The organism is Kribbella deserti, assembly GCF_042434725.1.
Taxonomy (GTDB): domain Bacteria; phylum Actinomycetota; class Actinomycetes; order Propionibacteriales; family Kribbellaceae; genus Kribbella; species Kribbella deserti.
Window position 1 is genome coordinate 359,605 of sequence record NZ_JBHLTC010000040.1, and the last position, 20,426, is coordinate 380,030.

Below are 20,426 nucleotides of genomic sequence, written 5' to 3' on the forward strand. Positions count from 1 at the left end.
ATCAGCGCCCTCCGCGCGATCTCCGCGTCTTTCCCCGCTTCGGATGATGGCGTGCCGATCCGGGCCTCGTCAATGACTCAGCGTGATCCTTTGACTCGCCACGCGGAAACTCCGCGACAACTGGTGGACCGGCGGCCGGGTTGGCAGCATGGCGGCATGAGCCTGCCGTCGTACGCCTCCGGAACGTCCGCGGTCCCGCTTCTGGGCGAGACGATCGGCGCCAACCTGGAACGAACCGTCGCGTCGTACGGCGACCGCGAAGCCCTCGTCGAGCTCGCCACCGGCCGGCGGTGGACGTACACGGAATTCAACGCCGACGTGGACCGGTTCGCCCGGGGGCTGCTTGCCCGCGGCATCAACAAGGGCGATCGGGTCGGTATCTGGGCGCCGAACTGCGCCGAGTGGACCATCACCCAATACGCGACCGCCAAACTCGGCGCGATCCTGGTCAACATCAACCCGGCCTACCGCACGCACGAGCTCGCCTACGCGCTGAACCAGTCCGGCGTGAAGTTGCTCGTTTCCGCGACGGCCTTCAAAACCAGCGACTACCGGGCGATGGTGGACGACGTACGGGCCGACTGCCCGGCGCTGACCGACGTGGTCTACCTCGGGACGGCCGACTGGGATTCCGTGGTCGAGGCCGCCGCCGGGGTGAGCGCGGAGCAGCTCGCGGAACGGATGGCGGGGCTGAGTTTCGACGACCCGATCAACATCCAGTACACCTCGGGCACCACCGGTTTTCCCAAGGGTGCAACGCTTTCGCACCACAACATCCTCAACAACGGCTACTTCGTCACCGAGACCATCGGCTTCGGCCCGGCCGACCGCCTCTGCATCCCGGTGCCGTTCTACCACTGCTTCGGCATGGTGATGGGCAACCTCGGTTGTACGACGCACGGCGCCTGCATGGTGATTCCCGGTCCGGCCTTCGAACCGGCCGCCACGCTGACGGCCGTGCAGGACGAGCGATGCACCGGCTTGTACGGCGTACCCACGATGTTCATCGCGGAACTGGACCTGCCGGACTTCGCGTCGTACGACCTGTCCTCGTTGCGGACCGGGATCATGGCGGGATCGCCGTGCCCGATCGAGGTGATGAAGCGGTGCGTGGCCGAGATGCACATGGCCGAGGTGGCGATCTGTTACGGCATGACCGAAACCTCGCCGGTGTCGACGCAGACCCGTCGCGACGACGACCTCGACCGCCGTACGTCGACCGTCGGGCAGGTGTTGCCGCACGTCGAGGTGAAGCTGGTCGATCCGGCCACCGGGCTGGTGGTGCCGCGTGGCGAGACCGGTGAGCTCTGCACCCGCGGGTACTCGGTGATGCTCGGCTACTGGGACGATCCCGAGAAGACGGCCGAGGCGATCGATCAGGCCCGGTGGATGCACACCGGTGACCTCGCGGTGATGCGCGACGACGGCTACGTGAACATCGTCGGCCGGATCAAGGACATGGTCATTCGCGGCGGCGAAAACGTGTACCCACGGGAGATCGAGGAATTCCTCTACACCCATCCCGACATCGCCGACGTCCAGGCCATCGGCGTACCCGACAAGAAGTACGGCGAGGAACTGTGCGCGTGGATCCGCCTTCACGACGGCGCGACGCCTTTGGACGCTGAGGCGGTTCGTGAGTTCTGCAAGGGCCGGCTCGCGCACTACAAGATCCCGCGGTACGTCCTGCTCGTGGACGAGTTCCCGATGACTGTGACGGGCAAGATCCGCAAGGTCGAGATGCGCGAGAAGTCCCTCGCCCTACTCGGTATCGACGGCCCAGAACACCGGTGACGAATGAACGCGGCAGGTCATCGGACGGCCGCGCGATGAGTCTTGCGGCCCAGTACACCAGGTCGAACATCGTCTCGCCGACAACGATGACGGCCTCACTGCCGCCGTACTTGAACTGAAGCTAGACGTTGATCTGACCTGCGCGCCCGATCTTGGCTGCGGCACGGGACGGCACTTGGCAGCGCTTCGCGCGAACTTCGGCTGCGAGACGCTCGGAGTCGACCTGTAGCCGGGGCTTATCGAACACGGCCAAGCAACGTATCCGGGGCTGGAACTTGGGACGCCGAAAGCCGGATTGTGACGACTAAACGGACCTGGCGTCATCGCGGCGGCAGCATGGACGAGGACGTCATGCGGCGCCGGGTAACCCGATCGAGGAGCTGAGTAGCCGCCTGGCAGCAGGATTCGCTGATGCGGCGCTCGTGGGGGCGGCAGCATCGTTGCTGTGAGGTGACGGCCCTAACGCGCGTGGCCATTGGCCTGCAGTGTTGAGCGGCTTCCACTCCGTGGTTGGCGTCTACTGCGCTTGGCAGGCGGATTGGCATCGAAGGCCCAGACCAGTAGGGCCAAGAGACTGAAGGTCAAACCGAGTAGACAGACTGCTAGCCAGCCGGCGATGTCGTAGATGGCGGTGGAACCTGCGGCGCCTAGAGCGCTTCCAGCCGAGTAGAACACCATGTAGCCGCCGATCAACCTACTACCGGCGTCGGGGCGTAGTTCATAGATGAGGCTCTGGTTCGTCACGTGCACGGCTTGAACCGCCAAGTCGAGTAGAACCGCGCCAATCACCAACGCCCACAGGGATTTTGTCGTATAGGCCAGAGGCACCCACGAGATTGCCAGCAGTCCGAGTGCGGCACCCGTGGTCCCTCGGGAGAAGCCGCGGTCGTTGAGACGGCCTGCTGGTCCGGCCGCTAGCGCGCCTGCTACGCCTGCGAGGCCGAAGGCGCCTACTGCCGTGTGAGACAGGTGATCCAGCGGGAGCGCTAGGGAACTCCAGAGAGTGCTGAAGGCCGCGAAGATCAGCAAGGCCAGTACGGCGCGTACGCGGAACGCGCGCTCTTCCCGGAACAACGTGAGCGTTGAACGCACTAGAGCGCCGTATCCCAGCGTGAGTTCGCGCCGGTCACGTGTAGGAAGTGCCAGGTGTAGCGCGAGGGCCAGGACGAGGCTAAGACCTGCGGACGCGAGGTAGACCGTGCGCCAGCCGGCGAGGTCTGCCAGGGCGCCAGCCGCGGTACGCGCCAGGAGGATGCCGATGACCACTCCACTCGTCACGGCGCCGATCGCCCGGCCGCGTTGGGCTTGGCCCGCTAGTGATGCGGCAAGCGCCACGAGGGATTGCGTGACTACTGCGAGCAGACCGGTGGCGGCGAGACCGACCAGCAGGAGTGAGGCCGTTTGCGCCGTTCCGATGACCAGAAGGGCTGTGGCCAGTAAGACGAACTGGAAGACGATCAGCCGTCGCCTGTCGACTAGATCGCCCAGTGGAACTAGGAGGAACAGGCCGACGCCGTACCCGATCTGGGTGGCTGTGACGAACAGCCCGACCTTCGACGGGCTGATGCCGAAGGACTCGCCCATTGCGACCAGTAGAGGCTGGGCGAAGTAGACGGTCGACACGGCTACTCCGGCAGCTACCGCCAACAATGCGGTCGCCCGCCTGAGATCTGGTTGCATGTTGCTACCGTAAGAGTCGGTGGTAGCATTTTGCAACCAGATCAGCGAGGAGGCTGCGGCGATGGTGAAGCGGACGCGGTTCGATGAGACGGCCTGCCCGGTCGCGCGTTCGGTTGACGCCGTGGGGGACTGGTGGTCGTTGCTGATCGTGCGGGACGCCTTCGACGGCAGCCGCCGGTTCGGGGAGTTCCAGCGGGGGCTTGGTGTCGCGAAGAACATCCTCACCACGCGGCTGCGGTCTCTGGTCGAGAACGGAATTCTCGAAGTGACGCCCGCCTCCGACGGCAGCGCCTACAGCGAATACGTGCTGACCGCCAAGGGGGAGGCGTTGTTCCCGGTCATCGTGGCGCTTCGCCAGTGGGGTGAGGCCTTCGCCTTCGCTCCCGGCGAGGCCCACTCCGAACTACTCGACCGCCGCGACGAACAACCCCTCGCCCCTGTGCGGATCACGGCCATCGATGGCCGCCCGATCACCCCGGCCGACACCTTCGTCCGCAAGGCCTGACCGCGCCCAAGGGATTAACGGACGGCGGCGAGGGCGGCTTGGTCTTCGGTGCCGAAGTCGTCTTCGAGGCGTTCGGGGGAGTAGTCGAGATCGATACCGGCCACGTCGGCGCCGATGGCGGACTCGATCGCGCCGAGGCGGCGGGTGGCCCGGTCACCGGCGTACGTCATCAGCGCGGTCGGGTTGATCTCGGGCGGTAGCTCGGGACTGTGCTCCATCGCCCACTGGATCTGGGTCAGCGCGTGCGGTAGCAACTCCTCCATCGTGTCCGTGACGACCTTCCAGTTGGACTCGTCGGCAGCGACATGGCGGCGGCAGGTGAACGTGCCCCAGGCCATGTGGCGGCGCTCGTCATCACCGATTCGGCGGATCAGCTCCTGCATACCCGGCAGAACCCCTCGCGCCGTACACAACAGGTTCCAGGCGTGGTAGCCGGTCAGGGCGAGAGTGCCTTCTACTACGTGGTTGTACGTGACCGAGGCGCGGACCTGGTTCGCCGGCGACGGGTCGTCGCTCAATGACTTCAGGGCCACCGGGAGGGCTTCGTAGAAGATGGCGCGATAGCCCGGGTTGTCCTCGACGAAGTGGTGCAGGTCCTCCTTGACGCCGACCGCGTCGAGCCAGAGCCGGAAGACCTGGGTGTGCTTCGCCTCTTCGAAACAGAACTGCGTCAGGTACATCTCGTCGCCGAAACGGCCTTCCGCGGCCATCGCCTGCATGAACGGTTGCAGGTCCTCGGTCACGGCTTCCTCGCCCGCGATGAACTGCGCGCAGAGCATCAAGGCGTTGTACCGCTCGTTATCGGTGAAGGCCTGCCAGTCCAGCGCGTCCTGGCTGAAGTCGATGTCGGCCGGATTCCAGAACTTCTGATTGCCCTTGCCGAAAAGGCGAAGTGGTAGCGACTCCCAGTTCAGTCCGCCCGCTCGCAATGACGAAAAACCCGTGCGGTGCAGCGTGTTCGTGGTCATGGATCACCTCTCGGAAGCCGCGGTCAGGAAAGGGCCGAGCACCCGGGCGACCTCGTCGGCGACCGTCGCCGGGGCGCCCGCGGGATTGAGGATGTGGCTGAGCACGATGCGCAGCGCGATATCGACCGCGAGCCGAACGTCGTCGGCGGGCACGGCCGGCCAGGAGGTACGAACGTGCGCGTCGAGTCGTTGATGGCACAGGGCGAGGATCTGCTCGCCGCGAGTGGTGAGCAGCTGGCTGGCCTGATCCGAACCGGGCGCGGTCAGCGCGGCCTTGATCAGCGGATTGTCCGCGGCCAGTGTGAGCGCCCGATCCACCGCGGCGCGCAGCCCGGCGATGGCGTCGTCGTGCTCGGCGATGGCGGCGTTGACCAGGACCAGGAACCGCTCGGTCTCGCGGGCGGCGACCGCCTGCAGGACGTCCCACTTGTCGCCGAGTTCGTTGTAGACGGTCTGCCGGGACACCCCGGTACGCCGGGCGATGTCGGCCATCCGCAGGCCTTCGTAACCGCCCGCCACCAGCGCGTCGTACGCGGCGTCGAGCAGTTCGTCGCGCAGCCGGCGCCTGGTCCGCTCGGTGAAGGAGGCCATGCGGATCAGATTTGACACTTTTGCCATAAATGTCAAGAGTCCAGACAGTTGGGCAATCCATGTCAAGGGTTCTACCCGCCTGGGGAGGGGGGCCGGCGGCTCCACGTAGGGTTGAGGACGTGTCAGCAGCAGAGATCCACCCCGCCGCAGTGCAGTCGACCCTCGTACCGGAACTCGTGGTCGGGTTCGACCTGGACATGACACTGATCGACTCCCGGCCGGGCATCAAGGCCGTCTGGGACCTGCTGGCCGCCGAGACCGGGGTAGCGATCGACACCGAACTGGTGGTCTCGCGCCTCGGCCCGCCGCTCGTCTGGGAGATGGCGAACTGGTTCCCGCTGGAGCAGGTCGACGCGATGGTGGCCCGCTACCGCGAGCTCTACCCGACGTATGCGATCACTGGCGCCGACCCGCTGCCGGGAGTGGCTGAGACGCTCGCGGCCGTACGGCGCTTGCATGGCCGGACCGTAGTCGTCTCGGCGAAGTACACGCCGAGCGTGAAGCTGCACCTCGACCACCTCGGTCTGGACGTCGATGAGCCGGTAGGAGACCTCCACGGTGCTGAGAAGGGCATAGCCCTCCGAGAGCACAGTGCGGGCATTTACGTCGGTGACCACGTGGCTGACATTGACGGCGCTCGGGCGGCTGGTGCCGTCGCAGTGAGCGTTGCGACCGGCCCGTTCACCGCAGACGAGTTGAAGGCCTACGGCGCCGATGTGGTGCTTAACGACCTCACGGAGTTCCCGGCCTGGCTAGAGGACTACGTGCTGGAACAGCGCCTCGACGCGCTCATGACCTCTCTTACGGAGCACCGGAAGCTACTAGTCGCATTCAGTGGTGGAGCCGACTCTGCCTTCCTGCTGGCGGCCGCGGCTCGTGCGATCGGCCCGGCCAACGTAGTCGCCGCCACAGCCGTCAGCCCGAGTCTTCCGCTTGCAGAGCTCGAACCGGCCGCGGCCTTCGCGGACAGCCTCGGGGTTCGTCACGTCACCCCGCCGACGCACGAGATGGAGCGGGAGGGATACCAGGCCAACGCCGGTGACCGCTGCTATTTCTGCAAGGCGGAGTTGGTTGAGACTTTGCAGCCCATCGCCGACGACTTCGGCATCGAGGCCATCGCCACCGGTACGAACGCCGATGACGCGGTCGCCGGCTTCCGTCCGGGTATTCGCGCCGCCCACGAGCGTGGCGCGATCACTCCGTTGCGGGACGCCCGGTTGACCAAGGCCGAGATCCGGGAGGCCTCGCGGCGCTGGGGGCTCGTCACGTTCGACAAGCCCGCGGCGGCCTGCTTGTCGAGCCGGATCGCCTATGGCATCCGGATCACCCCGCGGCTGCTGGCCCGGGTGGATCGGGCCGAACAGGTCGTACGCGACCACCTCACGTCGTACGGCGTGCAGAACGTTCGAGTGCGGGATCTCGGTGACAAGGCGAGTATCGAGATCGACGCGGGCCTACTGGCCACGGTCGACGCGGCGACCTTGGAGGAACTGGTCCGGGCCGAAGGCTTCGAGGCCGCCGCCGTGGATCCGCGGGGTTTCCGGTCCGGCGCCATGAACGAGCGGCTTGCCAACCCGGAGCGCTACCGCTAAACCTAGGCTCGCCTCGGCTACTTCGAGGCTTGTTAGCGGTAGCAGGATTCGTATCCCAGAGGCGCGGGGACCATGGTTCCCGTACGCTAAGTAGCCGGCGCCAGCCGGAGTAACCGTCCCCTGTTCCGACGAAGACATCGAAGAGGTTCCCCGTGCCCGTAGGCAAGGTCAAGTGGTATGACGCCGGCAAGGGATTCGGCTTCCTCAGCAAGGAAGAAGGCGGCGACGTCTACGTCCGTGCCGAGGCTTTGCCGGCCGGTGTGACGAGCCTCAAGCCGGGTCAGAAGGTCGAGTTCGGCGTCGTCGAGGGACGCAAGGGCGAACAGGCTCTGCAGGTCCGGCTGATCGATCCGCCGCCGTCGGTGGCGAAGGCGATGCGGGCCAAGCCGGACGACATGGTCACGGTGGTCGAGGACCTGATCAAGCTGCTCGACAGCATCGGTGAGAACTACCGTCGCGGGCGCCACCCCGACAACAAGACCGCGCACAGTGTCGCGACCGTACTGCGCGGCGTCGCGGACAAACTCGACGTCTAGTCATTCGCTGCAGCCGGCCGGCCCGCAAGGGTCAGCCGGCTTGGAGCTTGGCTTCGATACCGGCGATGACGGTGTCGAGGCCGGCCGTGAACTCGTCCTCGTCGCCGTCCAGCGCCCCTGATTCGAGGGCCGCGGTCAGGCTGGGGAATCGCTTCGGATCGGCCAGCGCCGCCAGCCGTCGCGCGTACAGCCGATCCGCCTGCTGGCGATCCCGCTCGTCCGCGGCGGCCGCCGGCTCAGCCGGAGCGCCGAAGTTCGGCGTGAGCACGATCGCGCCCCGGACGTAGATGTCGATCAGCAGCACCGAGGACAACCGCTGCCCGGGCGACAGGCTGGTCCCGTCGAACGCGTTCAGCCCTTGCTCCATCCAGACCAGTTGCTGCGGTGCCAGCGGCGGTTCGTCGACCGGTACCTGCAGGATCCACGGATGTTCCTGCAGCCGGGCCCGGAACGCGTGCGCCCAGGCGCGGATCCGGCCCTGCCAGTCGTCGGCGGGTTCCAGCTCGGGCAAACCGAAGGCCCGGTCCAGCATGACGGCGTACAAGTCCTGCTTGGCGTCGACGTACCGGTAGAGCGACATCGTGGTGCGGCCGAGCTCGGCCGCCACCTTGCTCATCGAGACGGCCGCCAGTCCGTCGGCGTCGGCGATCCGCACGGCCGCGTCGCCGATCTCGTTGATGCTCAGCCCGGGTTTCGGGCCGGGCCGATTCGGGTCGTGCACACCCCACAGCAGCTGCAGCACCCGCGGAATCTCGTCGCTCACGGCATCCTCTCGTCCAACTGTTTACATCATAGACAGATATCGGCCGGCGCTGTTACGGTCTGCGTGCAATGTACACAGTGTACGACGCACGCAGATTGGAAGAGGTGTCATGACGACTCAGGAGGAGCTCGCCACCGGGCCGCGAGCCGGGCGCAAGGAGTGGATCGCGCTCGCTGTGCTGGCGCTGCCGTTGTTGCTGGTCTCGATGGACGTGTCGGTGCTCTACTTCGCGGTGCCGTTCATCAGCCAGGATCTCGGCGCGACCGCCACCGAGCAGCTGTGGATCTTCGACATCTACGGCTTTGTGCTGGCCGGTCTGCTGATCACGATGGGCTCACTCGGTGATCGAATCGGGCGGCGCCGGCTGCTGATCATCGGTGCGGTGGCCTTCGGCGCGGCCTCGTTCGCCGCGGCCTACGCGCAGACGCCCGAGCAGTTGATCGCGGCCCGCGCGCTGCTCGGCATCGGCGGCGCGACGCTGATGCCGTCGACGCTCGCGCTGATCCGCAACATGTTCCACGACCAGGCCCAACGCCAGCAGGCCATCGCGGTCTGGAGCGCGGTGCTGCTCAGCGGTGTCTCGCTCGGACCGGTTTTCAGCGGCCTGCTGCTGGAGCACTTCTGGTGGGGTTCGGTGTTCCTGATCAACATCCCGGCGATGGTGCTGTTGCTGGTGGTCGCGCCGATCCTGTTGCCCGAGTTCAAGTCGGCCGTGGCCGGGCGGTTCGACCTGCTCGGCTCCGTGCTGTCGCTGGCGTCCGTGCTGCCGGTGATCTACGGCATCAAGGAGATCGCGGCCGACGGTCTGAGCTTGGCGGCGGCCGGTTCGATCCTGCTGGGCCTGCTCATCGGGGCTGCCTTCATCCGCCGGCAGCAGACTGCGGCCGATCCGATGGTCGAGCTGGCCATGTTCCGGAGCCGGGTCTTCAGTGGGGCCTTGGCCGCGAACACGGTCGCGATGGTGGCGATGGTCGGCAACGCGGTGTTCCTGACGCAGTACCTGCAGCTGGTTCTCGGCATGAGCCCGTTCCGCGCCGCCATGTGGTCTCTGCTGCCATCCGTCGCGGTTGGTGCCGCCGCACCCCTTGGTACGGCGCTCGCCCAGCGCCTCGACCGCGCGCTGGTGATGGGGCTCGGGTTCTTCGTTGGCGCGAGCGGGTTCGCCGTGATCAGCCAGGTGGGGTCGGACTCGCGCCTAGCGGTCGTCCTCGTCGGTGCGGGCCTGCTCAGCGGAGGCCTCGTCATGGTGATGACCCTGGTCACGGAGGCCGTCGTCGGCTCGGTGAACCCAGAACGCGCGGGATCCGCCTCGGCCCTGATGGAGACCACTAGCGAGTTCGGTGGCGCCCTGGGCATCGCCGTACTCGGGAGCATCGGAACCGCCAGCTACCGGTCGGACCTCGCCACTATCCTTCCGAGCGGCCTACCGGTGGATGCGGGTCGTGAAGGTCTACCAGCCGCCTTGACCGCCGCCGCGTCGCTCCCGCCAGAACTGGCGGCTGCACTCGCCACAGCCGCTCGGGCGTCGTTCACCCACAGCATGAACGTTGTAGCACTGGTAGGCGCCGTGCTGCTGGCAATCACCGCACTAGCCGTCAGCCTCGGCCTCAGATCAAAAACGCGGGGTTAACGCGGCGGGCGGCCGCCGGGGGAGCGGCGGCGGAAGAGCGTCGTACGGGGCTGGTTCTCGACGGTCGGGTCCTTTGCCCAGTCCGGGTCTTCCTCGTCCTTGGGCGGTGGTTCGTCGTCCCGCCACCAGTGATCGCCGGTACGGCGTTCGGTGGGTCGGGCGTCGGTACTGAGGATCGTGGTCGCGTCGCCGCGCCGCCCGTTTCCACGCGGGTCCACCGGCGGCTGCGGCCGTACCACGGTCGTATCATCCTCCGGCCGTCCCGGAGGCTCTGGCCGCTCCGGGCGCGCACCCGGCCGCGGACCGCCCGCGGGACCTCGACGCGGCGGTGGAGTCTGGGCCGGCGGGAGCACGGCAGGGCGGAAGCGGACGACCAGGATCACCACACAGACCAATACGGCCGCGAGGAACCCGAAGCCGAGACGCGGGATCAACGGCAGCACGATTCCGCAGCCGCCACCGATCACCCAGGACAACTGCAGAACCGTCTCGGACCTAGCGAACACCGAGGTCCGAACCGTCTCCGGCACATCCCGCTGGATCAACGCGTCCAGCGACAGCTTGCCGAGCGAACTGCACAGGCCCGCGATCAGTCCGAGCGTGATCAGCATCGGCAGGCCGTAGAAGATCGCGACCAATACGGCGACCGTCGCGTCGGCCAGCAGTACGACCAGGACGACAGCTTCCGGTTTACGGGCCTTGAGCAACGATCCGAGCAGCGTGCCGAGGCTGTTGCCGATACCCGCGGCGGCGATCACCGCACCCGCGAGCACAGCGCCGTCGATGCCGCTGATCGGCTTGTCCCGCAATAAAAACGCCAGGTACATGGTGAGAAACCCGGACACGAACCGCAGGCCCAGGTTGCACCGGATCGCCCGCGCCACCGCGGCGGTGATGGCCCGTCGCCGTGCGGCCTTGCCCTCGGCGCCGGTCATCTCCTCCTCTTGAGGGGAATCGACCCGCGAGGGCAATCGGATGGCCAGGATCAGGCCGACCGTGTAGACCAGCGCTGCCCAGCGCAGCGACCAAGCCGGGCCGATCTGGGCGAGTGCGCCCGCGATTCCGGCCGAGACCGTCGCGCCGGCCACACTCGCCAGGGAGATCCGCGAGTTCGCCGTGACCAGGGTGATGCTTTGCGGCAGCAACCTCGGTACGGCGGAGGCCCGGGTCACGCCGTACGCCTTGGAGGCGACGAGACAACCCAGCGCTGCCGGGTAGAGCCACGGCGAGACACTCCCGGTCATCGAGGCGGCCAGGCTCCAGACGAGGAATCCGCGCAGGCCGAGGGTGGCGCCGATCGCCCAGCGCCGTCCGTGCCGGAAGCGGTCCAGGATCGGCCCGATCAGCGGTGCCATCAACGCGAACGGCGCCATCGTGAGCAACAGGAACAACGCGACCCGGTCCCGGGCCTGCTCACTCGGTACGGCGAAGAAGACCGTGCCCGCGAGCGAAACCGCCATCGCGGTATCACCGGCGGCGTTCACCGCGCCGAGCTCGATCAGCCGCGACAGGCCGGATTCGCTCGCGCCCTGGGCACCGGTCAACCCGCGGATCCGGCGCCCGGTCGCCCGGCCCGCCCGGCCGGTGAAGCCCGCGGTGGCGCGTCCGGCCCGGCCGGTGAAACCGGCGGTCGTTCGCGAGGCAGACGCGACTCCGGCCGCGCCCGTTTTGGAGGCCTGGGCCAGCTTGCGTTTGGCCTCGGCCAACTGCTCGCGGCGTCGTTCCCGCGCCAGCCGCCTGGCCTCAGCCTGCCGGGCGGCCTCAGCCGGATCGAGGTTCTCCTTCGGACCCTTGCGGCCTGGGCCCGTCCACCGTCCGGCTTTGGGCCGCGCACCGTCCGGCCTGTCGTCGCGGGGATCCATGGCACCATCCTGCCTGGTTACCGGTCAGGTGGCAGCCGTTACACCCGGCTTTCCGGGCCCGGCGGCGGGCCGAATCGGCCTCGGACCGATCGGCCCCGGCGATTCGAAGCCGGGCCTCGGGCGTGCGAGAATAACCGATTGTGACTCCCGTCAAAGCTCCGGACCAGGTTCGCGCCAAAGCCGACGCCATTTGTGTGGCCGCGGTCGATGCGGCGCGGGAGGCCGCTGTCGAGGAGGCGGGTGCCGCCCAGGTCGGCGAGCACCTGTCGTACCGGGTCGAGGGCGAGCGGCTGCTCACGCACTACTTCGCGTCCACCCACCCCGGTTACGTCGGCTGGTGCTGGGCCGTCACGATCACCCGGGCCTCCCGGGCGAAGACGGTCACCGTCAACGAGGTCGTGATGCTGCCCGGCGACGAGGCGATCGTCGCGCCCGAGTGGGTGCCGTGGTCGGACCGGGTGCAGCCCGGCGACCTGCGGCCCGGTGATCTCTACCCGACGCCCGCCGACGATCCGCGGCTGATGCCCGGATTCGCCGACACCGGTGCGCCCGACGAGGTGCTGCAGGTGGTGGAGGAGCTCGGCCTCGGCCGCGCCCGCGTGCTCAGCCCGATCGGCCGCGACGACGCCGCCGAGCGGTGGTACGGCGGAGAGCTCGGGCCGGAGTCACCGATCGCCCAGGCCGCGCCGTACAAGTGTGTGTCGTGTGGTTACTGGATCCGCCTGGCCGACAGCCTGGGCCGGGTCTTCGGTGCCTGTTCGAACGAGATGGCTCCCGGTGAGGGACGCGTGGTGGCGGCCGACTACGGCTGTGGCGCGCACTCCGATGTGGTTGTCGACTCGGTGGACAACCCGTCGACCGAGCACGCCTTCGACACCACCGGCTACGACGACCTGGACCCGGTGTCCGAGTCGGCCGTTGAGCTCCTGGCGGGATCGGCATCCGCCGAGGACGTCGAGGAAGGCGCCGAAGTCGTCGGGGAAGCCGCTGAGCCGGAGTCCGGGTCGGTGGAGCTGGCGGCGGCCGAGGCCGGCGTGGAGTCCGTCAAGGCCTGAGGCCCCGCTGGGTCCGTGCTGGTGGTCTGAGGCCACGCCTGGTCCGTGGTGTCCGTAGCCGCAGGCTGGTCCGTGGTGTTCGTGGTAGTGGCGGGCGTGCGGCTCTGCTGTGCGTGCTCGGCCTCGATCGCGGCCCAGCGGTGCCGGGTGTAGAGCAGCCCGATCACACCCAGGCCGGTGCCGGCCACCGCGACCCAGATCCACCACTCGGCGTTCCGCGCCTCGAGCTCGGAGCGGAACACCAGCAGCACGATCAGCGCGATCAGCCACGCGCCGATGCCGACGGCAACGGTCGGCACCCCGCTCAGGTCCAGCGGCTTGACCTCGGCGTGCATCAGTTCGCCGCGGGCCAGCTGGCTGGTCGGATCGGTCCGCTTCGGGCCGCTCTTCTCCGGCGCCGCATCCTTCGCGGTGCCGCCCACGCCATCCCCCACGCTGTTATCTGCCACGCTTCCACACTAATGCCCCGCCCGGACAGTTTCCGGGCAGGAGGTCTACTTCGGCCATGAACTCCGGGGATTCGCTCGCGACTGTCGCAGCGACCTGGAAGTATTCCGCCATGAGCTCGTCCCCGACCACGACGGCCCGCTCCAGCAGCGGCCCCCTCGACTCCTTCTTCAAGATCAGTCAGCGCGGGTCCACGCTGGGGCGTGAGATCCGCGGTGGACTGGTCACGTTCTTCACGATGGCCTACATCGTCGTGCTGAACCCGCTGATCATCGGCACCGTCAAGGACGGCTCCGGCCAGTTCGTCGGCGGTGGCACCGATCCGGCCGCCTCGATCGCCAAGATCGCCGTCGCCACCGCATTGGCCGCGGGCGTGCTCACCATCTTGATGGGCCTGGTGGCGAACTTCCCGCTCGCGCTGGCCACCGGCCTCGGGCTGAACGCGTTCGTCGCGTTCTCGATCGCCACCAAGATGACCTGGGCCGACGCGATGGGCCTGGTCGTGCTGGAGGGCCTGATCATCCTGATCCTGGTGCTGACCGGCTTCCGCCGCGCGGTGTTCGAGGCGGTGCCACGTCAGCTCAAGGTCGCGATCAGCGTGGGTATCGGTCTGTTCATCGCGTTCATCGGTGTGGTCGACGCCGGCTTCGTCCGGCGCCCGGCCTCCCCGACGGCGCCGCCGGTCGAGCTCGGCATCGGCGGCAACCTGCGGGGCTGGCCGGTGCTGATCTTCGTGATCGGCCTGGCCCTGGTGGTCGCGCTGCACGCACTGAAGGTCAAGGGCGCGATCCTGATCGGCATCCTGTCCGCCACCGTGCTCGCCGTCATCGTCGAGGCGGTCGCCAAGATCGGCCCGCGCAGCGATACCAACCTGGGCGGCTGGGGCCTGAGCGTGCCGGAGCTGCCGGACAAGATCTTCACCGCACCGAACTTCGACACCATCGGCGAGTTCAACCTGTTCGGCTCGTTCAGTCAGGTCGGCGTGATCTCGGCCCTGCTGCTGATCTTCACGCTGATGCTGGCCGACTTCTTCGACACCATGGGCACGATGACGGCCATCGGCGCCGAGGCCGGCCTGCTCGACTCCGACGGCAACCCGCCGAACGCGCAGCGCATCCTGATCGTGGACAGCATCGCGGCCGCGGGTGGTGGCGCCGCCTCGGTATCGAGCAACACGTCGTACATCGAGTCCGCCTCCGGTGTGGGCGAGGGCGCCCGGACCGGCCTGGCCAGCGTCATCACCGGTATCTGCTTCCTGATCTCGATGGTGTTCGCGCCCCTGGTGACGCTCGTGCCCTACGAGGCCGCCACTCCGGCGCTGATCCTGGTCGGCTTCCTGATGATGACCCAGGTGAAGGGCATCGACTTCGATGATCTGGAGATCGGCATTCCGGCCTTCCTGACCATCATCCTGATGCCGTTCACGTACTCGATCACCGCGGGGATCGGCGCGGGCTTCGTCGCGTTCGTGCTGCTCAAGGTGATTCGCGGCAAGGCCCGCGCGGTGCATCCGCTGATGTGGGTGGTGTCCGGGCTGTTCGTGATCTACTTCGCGATCGGACCACTCGGCGACTGGCTGACCTGAGCCCGTAGCGCCAGGTAGTCGGCGCGTACGGCGAACACGTCGCGCAACTCGTCGGTCATCGTGTCGAGGAATTCGGCGCGATAAGTCGCGTCGGTCATCAGTGAGATCGAGTAGTAGAGCCCGGTGAAGGTGGCGATACCCGTCGCCACCTTCACCAGGGCCTCGCTGAGTACCAGGGGATACCCGAGCAGCGTGAGGTCGATCCGCCAGGCTCCGGGCTCGACGCCCCACGATTCGTAGATCTGCTCGCTGATCGCCAGCGTGCCGAACGAGACGAAGAAGGCGCCCACGCCAACGCTCACCACGAGCACCTGGAGCCACTGCCGTATCACCAGGCTGACGCTGAGGTTGACCCGCTGCAACGCGCGCAGCGGTGGGCTGTCCGGCGCGACCTCGTGCACGATCTGGTTGAGTTCGCCCGGTAGGCGAAAGACCAGGAAGGCATCGCCGAGCAGGGTGAAAAGCACCACCGCGAAGATGATGAACGCCGTCGGCATACCGGCGAAGACCTGCCACATCTCGGTGTTCACGAACAGCACCAGCGAGAAGACGAGCAGTAGCGGCAGCGCCCGGACCAGGCTGGCCACGGAACTACCGAGTTCGGCCACGACCCGGCGCATACCCCAGATCGTCGTACCGATCAGGCCGTAGCCGACCACGGCGTACACCAGGCCGATCAGGAACAGGTTGCTCGCGGCAACAGCGAAGAACTGCTGCACCTGGCGTTCCGTCACCAGCGGCAGCAGCGCGGGCAGCAGCACGAAGACCGTCAGCTCCGGGATGCCGAAGCGCGTCGGGAACGACCAGAACCGCCGTCCGCGCAATCCGTTCAGGACGCCGAAGCCACAGATCAGCACGGCGAGCGCACCCGTGACCGCCAGCAGGTTCTGCCACCAGCTCCACTGCAGCGAGGTGGCGCCGAGCATCTCCGCGAGAAAGACCAGCAGGAGCAGGGGAGTGGCCCGGGCGAAGATGTCCTGTGTCGGCGAAAAGTCCTCGATGAACAGTGGCAAACCCGCTCGCCGGAATCGTTGCTCATACCTGTCCAGCTGTTCGCGGTGCTCCATGTCAGCGAACCCTAATGGCGCGGTGTCCGATTTGTTCAAGACGTTGGTACGGCGAACGGGTCATGCTGGCACATGACTTATTTCGAAACCGGCCGGGACTTCATCCGCCGGGAGGGCCGGCTGCTCGAACAGCGGTTGTTCGCGACCATCTTCGAGCAGGCGGACCCGACCGGTGTGGTCGATGCCCTGCGCGGATACCAGAACCCGGATGGCGGCTTCGGGCACGGATTGGAGCCGGACAAGCGCTGCCCGGACAGCCTCGCGCTGGACGTCGAGGTGGCCCTGCAGAACCTCGCCGCGGCCGGAATGGTCGACGTGCCGATGGTGAGCCGCGCGGCCGACTGGCTCCAGGCGACCGCGAGTTCCGACGGCGCCGTCGCTTTGGCCAGCTCGGCGATCGAGGCATACCCGCGCGCCGAGCATTGGAGCGACTGGGCCTACGCGCCCGGGCTCAACCCGACCGCCGGCATCGCGGGCCTGCTGCACCAGCTCGGCATCGAACACCCCTGGCTCGATCGGGCCACCGAGTGGTGCTGGTCCTCGCTTGAGGCGGGTCTGCCCGAGGACGGGCACGCCTTGCTCGAGGTGACCGTCTTCCTGGAGCACGTGCCGGATCGCGAACGCGCCGAGTCGTACGTCGAGCCAATCCGCGAGTGGTTGCCGAAGGTGTCGCTCTACCGCGCGGACGCGGACGACCCGTCGTACGGCGTGACGCCGCTCTGGTTCGCTCCGACGCCTTCCAGCCTTTGGCGGCGGCTCTTCACCGATGAGCAGATCCAGGGCCACCTCGACCGGCTCGAGCGGGACCAGCAGCCGGACGGCGGTTGGGCGCTCACGTGGCAACCGCCGGGCCAGGCCGCCACTCTCGAGTACCGCGGCGTGATGACGCTCAAGGCCCTGGAAGTCCTGCGGGCGTACAGCTAGTGTCCTGAGTCGGAAGTTCGTGCTTCAGCTCCGGTGTCCAGGTGCGTGCATCGCAAGGCGGAGAAGCGGTCGCGATGCTCTAGCATCGTGGCCGCTTCTCCAACGCCGCGAGGTGCGTGCCTGGGCGCCGGAGATGTGCACGAACTTCCGACTCAGGACACTAGTGCCGTAGGCCTAGATAATTCGATTGTGCCCTCTATCGACGTTCCCGACGCGCTAGCCGCGTCACACCGCGACGAGGCCGGTCGGGCCTGGCTTGCCGCGCTACCCGGTCGTGCCGCCGCCTTGATCGACCGCTGGTCCTTGCGACCGGATGGGCCGGCCGCGCACGGTATGGCGGGCCTCGTCCTGCCGGTACGGCGTGCCGACGGGACGAGCGCCGTACTCAAGCTGCAACCGCCGAGCGAGGACAACGCGGGCGTGCCTCTTGGCCTGCGTACCTGGAACGGCGCCGGCATCTCGCGCCTACTCGACCACGACCCGGCCAGCGGAGGTCTGTTGCTGGAACGGCTGGATGGCACCCGGCCGTTGTCGTCGCTGTCGGATGACGACGAGGCGATGCAGATCCTCGCGGGCATTCTGGCGCGCCTGGTCGCGGTCGAGGCGCCGGACGGGCTTCGGCGATTGGGCGATATCGCGGCCGACATGCTGGACCAGGTCCCGGCGGCTCTGCCCGCGCTGGTCGATCCGGCCGATCGCGAGCTGGTTCGGACCTGCGCGGCCGCGGTGACCGAACTGCTCGACGAGCCGGGAGACCGCCTGCTGCACTGGGACCTGCACTACGGGAACGTGCTCGCGGGGGAACGCGAACCGTGGCTCGCGATCGATCCCGAGCCGCTCGCCGGTGATCCCGGTTTCGACCTCTGGCCGGCGCTGGACTCCAACTGGGAGGTCGTCGCGGCGGGTGATGTACGCCGTACCGTGCTGCGGCGCTTCGACCGGTTGACCGAGGCGCTTGGCCTGGATCGCGAGCGGGCCGTCGGCTGGACGCTCGGCCGGATCCTGCAGAACGCCCTGTGGGACATCGAGGACGGCGAGGCCGCGCTGGCCCCGGCCCAGGCCATCCAGGCCCGCACCCTGCTCACACGCTGACCCCGGGCGGCCCGGCTGTCAACTGCTTTAATTAGCAAAGCTAATGAGTTAAGCTAACGATATGCCCAGTGATGTCGCCCAGCAGGTGAAGAGTGACGTCGGCCTGGCCAGCGCGTTGCGATCGTCGATCATGCGGCTTTCGCGGCAGATCCGCTGGCAGCGAGTCGACGACGCCGAGCTGACGGCGAATCAGCTGAGCGTGCTCGGCGCACTGGCCAAGCACGACGCGATGACGCTGGGTGAGCTCGCGGCGCACGAGAAGGTGAAGCCGCCGTCGATGACGCGCATCGTGTCGAACATGGAGGCCGCCGGCCTGCTGGTCCGCCGCCCGCATGAGACCGACAAGCGCCTCGTGCTGGTGGAGCTGACCGAGGCGGCCCGCGCGCTGATCCTGGCGAATCGCCGCCGCCGCGACGAGTGGCTCAAGACCAAACTGAAGACCCTTACCCCTGAGGAGCGCGAAATCCTGCGCAAAGCAGCACCTGTGCTCGAAAAACTGGCGGCTCTATGAGTCCGACCTTCCGTGCATTCAAGGTCCGGAACTTCCGGCTCTACGCCGCTGGCGCGATCGTGTCGAACGTCGGTACCTGGATGCAGCGGGTGGCCCAGGACTGGCTGGTCCTCGAACTGACCCACTCCGGTACGGCGCTTGGCATCGTGACCGGCCTGCAGTTCCTGCCCGCCCTGCTGGTCTCGCCGTATGCCGGCCTGATCGCCGACCGCTTCCCCAAGCGCAAGGTGCTCACGCTGACTCAGATCGCGATGGGCTCCGTCGCGCTGCTGCTCGGCACCTTGGCCGTCACCGGCCTGATCGAGGTGTGGCACGTCTACCTGCTGGCCCTGCTGTTCGGTATCGGCACGGCCTTCGACGCCCCGACCCGGCAGGCCTTCGTGGTCGAGATGGTCGGCAAGGACGAACTGTCCAACGCCGTCGGGCTGAACTCGGCCTCGTTCAACGCGGCCCGGCTGATCGGCCCCGGCCTGGCCGGTCTGCTGATCGCCTGGATCGGTACCGGCCCGGTGATCATCATCAACGGCCTCAGCTACGCGGCGGTGATCGTCTCGCTGCACCTGATGCGAACCAGCGAACTGCAGACCCCGACGCCGGCCGCGCGGGACAAGGGCATGATCCGCGACGGCATGCGCTACCTGTGGCGACGGCCCGAGCTGATGATGATCCTCACCGCGGTGTTCTTCGCCGGCACCTTCGGACTGAACTTCCAGATGACCTCGGCGCTGATGGCCACCGACGCCTTCCAGAAGGGCGCGGGGGAGTACGGCATTCTCGGCTCGATCCTCGCGATCGGCTCGCTCACCGGCGCCTTGCTGGCCGCCCGCCGGGTCCGGACCAGGCAGCGACTGGTGATCGGATCCGCGCTGGCCTTCGGTGTGATGGTGGTGATCAGCGGCCTGATGCCGTCGTACCTGACCTTTGCGCTGGTCCTGCCGATCGTCGGCTTCACCGCGCTGACGCTGCTCACCGCCGCCAACGCGACCATGCAGCTCGGCATCGATCCGACCATGCGCGGCCGGGTGATGGCGCTCTACATGACCGTCCTGATGGGCGGTACGCCGCTGGGCTCGCCGTTCATCGGCTGGGTCGGCCAGACCTTCGGCGCCAGGTGGTCCCTGATCGTCGGTGGTTCGCTGACCGTGCTCGGCACGCTTGGTTCGGTGCTGTACTTCTCCCGGCGTCGAGGTCTCTCGATCCGACCGAGGTTGCTGCCGCGTCCGCACCTGGATGTGCTGCCACAGTCCGATCTGGTCGGCACCAAGCGCGCCGCGCTGGAACCGGCCGCTCCGGTGGTCGACGGTCGGGCGTCGGATTCCCCGAAGCCGGAGCTGCCCGGGTTGCCCGGGCGAAGTGCGCGGCTTGGGAGGTCCGAGCGGTTTGGGCGTCAGCGGCCGAGGGCGCCGCGGGTGGCTTAGGTCGGTTCATCGGAGCTGGGTGGATATCGGTTGGCGCCCGTCCCCCTGAGTTCTTCCGAATTGTCAGGTTGGTTCGGGCCGCGTCAAGGGTTTGGGAATCACCTGCGGTGACGCTGCGCGCCCTTAACCCGGCCCGAACCAACCAAGGGCGGCGGGCTATCAGGGGGACGGGTGAGGTCTGGCCGGCTTCGGAGTGTTCCGCACGCGCCGCGCCGGGAGTCGGCACACTCCGCGCCGGGAGTCGGCACGCTCCGCCTCGACCAAGGGACTGACGGCCCAACCGGCGGTCCCGATGGTCCGGCGGGCGGGCGGGTGGTCCGGCCGAGCCGACTGCCGACTTTTTGTACGACTACCTGGCTGCAGAGCCTGTTGCGTTTTGGGTGTGGCGCGGGTTGCTGGGTGGGTT

The 20,426-nt window shown here is 67.7% G+C and carries 17 protein-coding genes and 1 pseudogene; 11 read left to right on the forward strand and 7 right to left on the reverse strand.

All coding sequences use genetic code 11. The features are described from left to right. The first annotated feature begins 156 nt into the window (after positions 1-156). Positions 157-1,794 (forward strand): AMP-binding protein, encoded by a 1,638-nt coding sequence (locus ACFFGN_RS32965; protein WP_380056069.1) that lies wholly within the window; start codon positions 157-159, stop codon positions 1,792-1,794. Positions 1,795-2,253: 459 nt separating this feature from the next. On the opposite strand, the gene ACFFGN_RS32970 is transcribed toward ACFFGN_RS32965, so the two are convergent. Then, complete coding sequence (locus ACFFGN_RS32970; protein ID WP_380056072.1) at positions 2,254-3,474, reverse strand: MFS transporter; 1,221 nt, start codon at positions 3,472-3,474, stop codon at positions 2,254-2,256. Positions 3,475-3,535: 61 nt separating this feature from the next. Here ACFFGN_RS32970 and ACFFGN_RS32975 point away from each other — a divergent pair, with 61 nt between their 5' ends. Beyond that, a complete protein-coding gene (locus ACFFGN_RS32975) occupies positions 3,536-3,979 on the forward strand; it encodes a winged helix-turn-helix transcriptional regulator (protein WP_380056075.1) in 444 nt (147 codons plus the stop codon). A gap of 14 nt (positions 3,980-3,993) precedes the next feature. Here the strand turns inward: ACFFGN_RS32975 and ACFFGN_RS32980 are convergent, their stop codons facing one another. After that, positions 3,994-4,947, reverse strand: coding sequence for a R2-like ligand-binding oxidase (locus tag ACFFGN_RS32980; protein WP_380056078.1), 954 nt, complete (start codon positions 4,945-4,947; stop codon positions 3,994-3,996). A 3-nt stretch (positions 4,948-4,950) separates the two neighbouring features. Beyond that, positions 4,951-5,538 (reverse strand): TetR/AcrR family transcriptional regulator, encoded by a 588-nt coding sequence (locus ACFFGN_RS32985; protein WP_380056081.1) that lies wholly within the window; start codon positions 5,536-5,538, stop codon positions 4,951-4,953. Between the two features lie 119 nt (positions 5,539-5,657). Between ACFFGN_RS32985 and larE the strand changes: the two genes are divergently transcribed. Both larE and ACFFGN_RS32995 read left to right on the forward strand, forming a co-directional pair. Beyond that, positions 5,658-7,130, forward strand: a complete 1,473-nt coding sequence (gene larE, locus ACFFGN_RS32990) for an ATP-dependent sacrificial sulfur transferase LarE (RefSeq protein ID WP_380056084.1) — start codon at positions 5,658-5,660, stop codon at positions 7,128-7,130. Positions 7,131-7,282: 152 nt separating this feature from the next. Beyond that, on the forward strand, positions 7,283-7,666 hold the full coding sequence (locus ACFFGN_RS32995) for a cold-shock protein (RefSeq protein ID WP_380056087.1): 384 nt from the start codon (positions 7,283-7,285) through the stop codon (positions 7,664-7,666). 31 nt (positions 7,667-7,697) lie between these two features. Here the strand turns inward: ACFFGN_RS32995 and ACFFGN_RS33000 are convergent, their stop codons facing one another. After that, positions 7,698-8,429, reverse strand: a complete 732-nt coding sequence (locus tag ACFFGN_RS33000; RefSeq protein WP_380056090.1) for a TetR/AcrR family transcriptional regulator — start codon at positions 8,427-8,429, stop codon at positions 7,698-7,700. Between the two features lie 109 nt (positions 8,430-8,538). Between ACFFGN_RS33000 and ACFFGN_RS33005 the strand changes: the two genes are divergently transcribed. Next, a complete protein-coding gene (locus ACFFGN_RS33005) occupies positions 8,539-10,059 on the forward strand; it encodes an MFS transporter (RefSeq protein ID WP_380056093.1) in 1,521 nt (506 codons plus the stop codon). Here the strand turns inward: ACFFGN_RS33005 and ACFFGN_RS33010 are convergent. Next, a complete protein-coding gene (locus ACFFGN_RS33010) occupies positions 10,056-11,921 on the reverse strand; it encodes an MFS transporter (RefSeq protein ID WP_380056095.1) in 1,866 nt (621 codons plus the stop codon). The two genes, ACFFGN_RS33005 and ACFFGN_RS33010, sit on opposite strands and share 4 nt — an antisense overlap. Positions 11,922-12,061: 140 nt before the next feature. Between ACFFGN_RS33010 and ACFFGN_RS33015 the strand changes: the two genes are divergently transcribed. Next, positions 12,062-12,976 carry a DUF3027 domain-containing protein gene (locus ACFFGN_RS33015; protein ID WP_380056098.1) on the forward strand — a complete coding sequence of 305 codons (915 nt, stop codon included), beginning with the start codon at positions 12,062-12,064 and terminating at the stop codon, positions 12,974-12,976. Positions 12,977-13,140: 164 nt separating this feature from the next. Here ACFFGN_RS33015 and ACFFGN_RS33020 read toward each other — a convergent pair. Continuing rightward, positions 13,141-13,311 (reverse strand): annotated as a pseudogene (locus tag ACFFGN_RS33020) (DUF2530 domain-containing protein); the annotation flags it as partial. A 224-nt stretch (positions 13,312-13,535) separates the two neighbouring features. Between ACFFGN_RS33020 and ACFFGN_RS33025 the strand changes: the two are divergent. After that, complete coding sequence (locus tag ACFFGN_RS33025) at positions 13,536-15,008, forward strand: NCS2 family permease (protein WP_380056100.1); 1,473 nt, start codon at positions 13,536-13,538, stop codon at positions 15,006-15,008. On the opposite strand, the gene ACFFGN_RS33030 is transcribed toward ACFFGN_RS33025, so the two are convergent. Further along, complete coding sequence (locus ACFFGN_RS33030) at positions 14,969-16,075, reverse strand: hypothetical protein (protein ID WP_380056103.1); 1,107 nt, start codon at positions 16,073-16,075, stop codon at positions 14,969-14,971. The genes ACFFGN_RS33025 and ACFFGN_RS33030 overlap by 40 nt on opposite strands. A 72-nt stretch (positions 16,076-16,147) precedes the next feature. On the opposite strand from ACFFGN_RS33030, the gene ACFFGN_RS33035 reads away from it, so the two are divergent. From ACFFGN_RS33035 to ACFFGN_RS33050, 4 genes are all read left to right on the forward strand, one after another. Further along, on the forward strand, positions 16,148-16,999 hold the full coding sequence (locus tag ACFFGN_RS33035) for a hypothetical protein (protein ID WP_380056106.1): 852 nt from the start codon (positions 16,148-16,150) through the stop codon (positions 16,997-16,999). A 186-nt stretch (positions 17,000-17,185) separates the two neighbouring features. After that, entirely contained in the window at positions 17,186-18,091 is a 906-nt protein-coding gene (locus ACFFGN_RS33040; RefSeq protein ID WP_380056134.1) for an aminoglycoside phosphotransferase family protein, read from the forward strand. A gap of 61 nt (positions 18,092-18,152) precedes the next feature. Beyond that, a complete protein-coding gene (locus ACFFGN_RS33045) occupies positions 18,153-18,602 on the forward strand; it encodes a MarR family winged helix-turn-helix transcriptional regulator (protein ID WP_380056108.1) in 450 nt (149 codons plus the stop codon). Continuing rightward, positions 18,599-20,020 (forward strand): MFS transporter, encoded by a 1,422-nt coding sequence (locus tag ACFFGN_RS33050; RefSeq protein ID WP_380056112.1) that lies wholly within the window; start codon positions 18,599-18,601, stop codon positions 20,018-20,020. The genes ACFFGN_RS33045 and ACFFGN_RS33050 overlap by 4 nt, the downstream gene beginning before the upstream one ends. Positions 20,021-20,426 lie beyond the last annotated feature (406 nt).

Excerpts from the sequence above, each read along its gene's own strand:
- ACFFGN_RS33030 (WP_380056103.1), bottom strand. The coding sequence starts at position 16,075 with ATGGAGCACCGCGAACAGCTGGACAGGTATGAGCAACGATTCCGGCGA.
- ACFFGN_RS33005 (WP_380056093.1), top strand. The coding sequence starts at position 8,539 with ATGACGACTCAGGAGGAGCTCGCCACCGGGCCGCGAGCCGGGCGCAAG.
- ACFFGN_RS32975 (WP_380056075.1), top strand. The coding sequence starts at position 3,536 with ATGGTGAAGCGGACGCGGTTCGATGAGACGGCCTGCCCGGTCGCGCGT.
- ACFFGN_RS33035 (WP_380056106.1), top strand. The coding sequence starts at position 16,148 with ATGACTTATTTCGAAACCGGCCGGGACTTCATCCGCCGGGAGGGCCGG.
- ACFFGN_RS33045 (WP_380056108.1), top strand. The coding sequence starts at position 18,153 with ATGCCCAGTGATGTCGCCCAGCAGGTGAAGAGTGACGTCGGCCTGGCC.
- ACFFGN_RS33025 (WP_380056100.1), top strand. The coding sequence starts at position 13,536 with ATGAGCTCGTCCCCGACCACGACGGCCCGCTCCAGCAGCGGCCCCCTC.
- ACFFGN_RS33010 (WP_380056095.1), bottom strand. The coding sequence starts at position 11,921 with ATGGATCCCCGCGACGACAGGCCGGACGGTGCGCGGCCCAAAGCCGGA.
- ACFFGN_RS32970 (WP_380056072.1), bottom strand. The coding sequence starts at position 3,474 with ATGCAACCAGATCTCAGGCGGGCGACCGCATTGTTGGCGGTAGCTGCC.
- ACFFGN_RS33050 (WP_380056112.1), top strand. The coding sequence starts at position 18,599 with ATGAGTCCGACCTTCCGTGCATTCAAGGTCCGGAACTTCCGGCTCTAC.
- ACFFGN_RS32980 (WP_380056078.1), bottom strand. The coding sequence starts at position 4,947 with ATGACCACGAACACGCTGCACCGCACGGGTTTTTCGTCATTGCGAGCG.
- ACFFGN_RS32965 (WP_380056069.1), top strand. The coding sequence starts at position 157 with ATGAGCCTGCCGTCGTACGCCTCCGGAACGTCCGCGGTCCCGCTTCTG.
- ACFFGN_RS32985 (WP_380056081.1), bottom strand. The coding sequence starts at position 5,538 with ATGGCCTCCTTCACCGAGCGGACCAGGCGCCGGCTGCGCGACGAACTG.